Annotated in this window: 5 protein-coding genes; 1 reads left to right on the top strand and 4 read right to left on the bottom strand. The window is 67.9% G+C overall.

Annotation, left to right across the window (positions count from 1 at the left end):
• From safA to ACFO6Q_RS17230, 3 genes are all read right to left on the bottom strand, one after another.
• A partial coding sequence (safA, locus tag ACFO6Q_RS17240) for a SafA/ExsA family spore coat assembly protein (RefSeq protein WP_380022358.1) occupies nucleotides 1-207 on the bottom strand: 207 nt, incomplete at its 3' end.
• A 117-nt stretch (nucleotides 208-324) separates the two neighbouring features.
• The gene (locus ACFO6Q_RS17235) at nucleotides 325-1,923 is read right to left on the bottom strand and encodes an APC family permease (protein ID WP_380022357.1); all 1,599 of its coding nucleotides are present in this window, start codon (nucleotides 1,921-1,923) and stop codon (nucleotides 325-327) included.
• Between the two features lie 108 nt (nucleotides 1,924-2,031).
• On the bottom strand, nucleotides 2,032-2,592 hold the full coding sequence (locus ACFO6Q_RS17230) for a TetR/AcrR family transcriptional regulator (RefSeq protein ID WP_380022356.1): 561 nt from the start codon (nucleotides 2,590-2,592) through the stop codon (nucleotides 2,032-2,034).
• 68 nt (nucleotides 2,593-2,660) lie between these two features.
• Here ACFO6Q_RS17230 and ACFO6Q_RS17225 point away from each other — a divergent pair, with 68 nt between their 5' ends.
• Nucleotides 2,661-2,960 carry a hypothetical protein gene (locus ACFO6Q_RS17225; protein ID WP_380022355.1) on the top strand — a complete coding sequence of 100 codons (300 nt, stop codon included), beginning with the start codon at nucleotides 2,661-2,663 and terminating at the stop codon, nucleotides 2,958-2,960.
• A 94-nt stretch (nucleotides 2,961-3,054) separates the two neighbouring features.
• On the opposite strand, the gene ACFO6Q_RS17220 is transcribed toward ACFO6Q_RS17225, so the two are convergent.
• Nucleotides 3,055-3,664: LysM peptidoglycan-binding domain-containing protein (locus ACFO6Q_RS17220; RefSeq protein WP_380022354.1), on the bottom strand; the 610-nt coding region annotated here is incomplete at its 5' end.

The following is a 3,664-nucleotide window of genomic DNA, read 5'->3' as shown; positions in this document are numbered from 1 at the left end:
GCCGCCGGAGGGAATCGACAGCGACTGGCCCGGGTAGATCACGTCCGGATTGCGGATCTGCGGATTGGCGGCGAGCAGGTCCTGGACGGACACGCCGTTCTGGCTCGCGATCTTCGACAGCGTGTCGCCACGCTGGATCGTGTAGTCGTTGCTGCTGCTGTTCTGCGCGGCGAGGGCGCGATTACCGGAGACGGCACTGACGGACATGGCGAGCCTCTTCAGAGAGGAAGCGGATTACGACATCCGTAATGTCACCACCTCCTTTCCGCAGTGCCCATCCGTGCATGCCCTAGCTAGGGTCTGCCCTAGCTAGGGTTGGGGGTCTCAGGGTCGCGCCGGCGCCGCGGCCGCGTCGACGGCCTCGATCGCCGGCGTGCGCCAGCCCGAACGCATGCCCCAGAAGTAGAACGCGGCGCCGATCGCGGCCACGATCAGCAGATCCCAGCCGAACGGCATCCAGCCCAGGCCGCCGAATTCGGTGCTGCCGACGTAGGACAGCGCCGCGATCACCGGCAGGTAGACGATCAGCCACCAGGCTCCCTGCAGCTGGCGCCGGATGTCCGGCCAGCCGGCGCGCGCCTGGTAGTAGACGTAGATCGGCAGCGCCACCGCGACCAGCAGGATGATCTCGCCGGTCAGCGGCCACTTCGCCCAGTACAGCAGTTCGGTCGAGAACACGAACGCAAGCAGGGCGATGAACGGCAGCCCGCGCAGGCGGAACGGACGATGCAGGTTCGGCGCGGTGCGGCGCAGCGTCATCACGCTGATCGGGCCGGTCAGGTACGAGATGATCGTGGCCACCGAGATCACCGCAGCCAGCGTCGCCCAGCCGCGGAAGCAGAACAGGAACACGAACGACACCGCCAGGTTCAGCCACATCGCCGGCCGCGGCACGCCGTAGACCGGATGGATGCGGCCGAACACCTTCGGCAGCGTGCCGTTGCGCTCCATGCCGTAGATCATGCGCGCGGTGGTGGCGGTGTAGGTGATGCCGGTGCCGCTCGGGCTGACGAACGCGTCGGCGTAGAGCAGCAGCGCCAGCCAGTTCAGGTTGATCGCCAGCGCCAGCTGCGCGAACGGCGAGCTGTAGGACAGGCCGGCCCAGCCGTGCTCGGCGATCGCGGCCGGGTTCACCGCGCCGAGGAAGCCGATCTGCAGCAGCACGTAGACGACGGTCGCCAGCGCGATCGAGCCGAGCACGCCGAACGGCACGCTGCGGCCCGGATCGCGCGCTTCGCCGGCAAGATTCACCGGGCTCTGGAAGCCGTTGAAGCTGAACACGATGCCGCTGATCGCGACCGCGGTCAGGATCGCCGACAGACTGATCGCGTGCGTGCCGCCGGTGGCGCCGACGTGGAAGTTCTCGGGATGGAATTCGGTCGAGATCAGCGCGATCGCGGTCGCCGCCGGCACCACCAGCTTGAACAGCGTGATGGCGCTGTTGGTCTTGGCGAACAGCTTCACGCTCCAGTAGTTGACCAGGAAGTAGACGATCACCAGCACCGCCGCGATGCCGAGGCCGGGCGGGGTCAGCTCGTGGTTCACGAACAGGCCCTGCGCCCACGCGTACGGCCAGGAAGCCATGTACTGCACCGAGGCCTCGGCCTCGACCGGAATCACCGAAACGATCGCGATCCAGTTCGCCCACGCCGCGATGAAGCCGACCAGCGAGCCGTGCGAGTAGTGGCCGTAGCGCACCATGCCGCCGGATTCGGGGAACATCGCGCCGAGTTCGGCGTAGGTCAGCGCGATCGTCGTGATCACCGCCGCACCGATCACCCATGCCCAGACCGCGCCGGGGCCGGCCAGCTGCGCCGCGTGCCAGGCGCCGAACAGCCAGCCCGAACCGATGATCGAGCCGAGGCCGGTCAGCATCAGGGCCCAGGGGCCGACGTCGCGGCGGATCGCGTAGTGGTCGGACATGCGCACGGTTCCTTGCAGCGGAAAGCGGCGATGGTCGCAGGTCGAACCCGGCTTGTCAGGCTTGCGTGTGCCGGCGGGTCGAGTCCGCCGGTGAAGCAGGGAAGTCGCTCAGCCTTCGCCCGCCTGGTCGGCGAGCGCGAGCAGTTCCGCGGCGAGGCGGTCGCGTTCGGCCGGGCTCAGCACGGAGAACTCGAAGATCTCGCTGAAGTAGAGGCCGTCCAGGGCGAGGCTGACGATGGCGGCGAGCGGAAAATTCCCGCCGGCCTTGCGCAGGCGTTCGAAATGCTCGCCGATCTCGCGGCGCGGCCGCTCCAGAAGGCTGGGGAAATTCGCCGCCGCCGCCAGGAACGAGCGCGACACGGCCGGCGAGTGCAGGTCCTTGCCGCTCATCTGCATGGCCGCTTCGATGAAGGCGCGCAGATAGCTCGACGGCTTGCCGCCGAGCCTGGCGTGCAGCTCGGCGACGCGCGCGGCTTCCTGGTCCATGTGGCGATCGACCATGCCCTTGAGCAGGGCTTCCTTGTTCGCGAAGTGGTAGAGCAGGCCGCCCTTGCTGACGCCGGCGGCGAGCGCGACCGCATCGAGGGTCAGGTTGCCCGCGCCAACCTCGATCGCGACCTGCTCGGCAGCTTCGAGGATGCGTTCACGCGCGCTGGGCTTGGGGGACATGCGAAAGCCGGGTTGACGGAGAAATTCGGAGTATATACTGTACCGTCCGGACGGTATAGAAGAAGACCATGAATACGCCCATTCCGATTCGTTCCCTGCATGCTCCGGACCTCGAATCCACGCCCGCCGCCGATCGCGGCACGGCTTTCGCCGCACTGATCTGGGTCGAGGAATTCGTCGCCCTGGCGCAGCGCGCGCTGGCCGCCGAGGACGACGAACACGAACGCCGCCTGTGCGAAGACGAACTGCTGCGCCGGGTGCCGTACCTGCGCGCGGCCGGCGTATTCGAGGTGTTCGAGATCCGCCATCCGGCGCTGCGCGCGATGATCGACGACTGCGCGCTGCCGGAATTGCGTTCGGTCGCCTGAGCCGGCGACCACGCGTCGTCGCGGACGCTGCAAAGAAGAACGGCCCGATCACCGCAGTGATCGAGCCGTTCTCCCGACACGCGACGGATTCGCGTCAGAGCGGCATGAAGATCTTCAGGCCGGTGCGGCTGGCGTCGCCGGCCAGCGTATTGCGCTCGATGAAGTCCGACGCCGAGCTGTGGCCGTCGCCGAGCGTGATGGCGGTGTGGCCGTACTTCGCTCCGAGCGAGGTCGACGTGTGCTCCCAGGTCAGGACCAGGCCGGGGATCTTCAGCGCTTCCGACAACGGGATGTTGATCTGCTTGAACTTGTCGCGCGGCAGGTTATCGTCGATCTGGTTGCCGTTGCCCCACACCTTGATGCCGTAGGTGTTCTGGATCGCGCGGCTCACGCCGGTCGCGCACAGGCCCTGCGACTGGTAGCCGCCCATGCCCATCGCCGCCGCGCGGGCCGAGTCCGCGAGCCTCTGGCTGCTGTTGACGCCCTTCACGTCCGACGGGCCGTTCACTCCGCTGCTGCCCGGCGTTCCCTGCGAGCCGGACGTCCCTTGCGAGCCCGACGGCGAAGCGCCGCCGCCCGGGATGTGCACGGTCTGCCCCGGGTAGATCAAGTTCGGATTCTTGATCTGCGGATTGGCCGCGATCAGCGAGGACAGCGAGACGCCGTTCTGCGCGGCGATGCCGCTGAGCGTGTCGCCGCTGCGC

This window comes from Dokdonella ginsengisoli, assembly GCF_042652785.1.
Taxonomy (GTDB): Bacteria; Pseudomonadota; Gammaproteobacteria; order Xanthomonadales; family Rhodanobacteraceae; genus Dokdonella_A; species Dokdonella_A ginsengisoli.
This window is presented reverse-complemented; position numbering and strand designations above follow the sequence as displayed.

What these genes read in the sequence shown, in the direction of transcription:
- ACFO6Q_RS17235 (WP_380022357.1), bottom strand. Translation starts at nt 1,923, where the DNA reads ATGTCCGACCACTACGCGATCCGCCGCGACGTCGGCCCCTGGGCCCTG.
- ACFO6Q_RS17225 (WP_380022355.1), top strand. Translation starts at nt 2,661, where the DNA reads ATGAATACGCCCATTCCGATTCGTTCCCTGCATGCTCCGGACCTCGAA.
- ACFO6Q_RS17230 (WP_380022356.1), bottom strand. Translation starts at nt 2,592, where the DNA reads ATGTCCCCCAAGCCCAGCGCGCGTGAACGCATCCTCGAAGCTGCCGAG.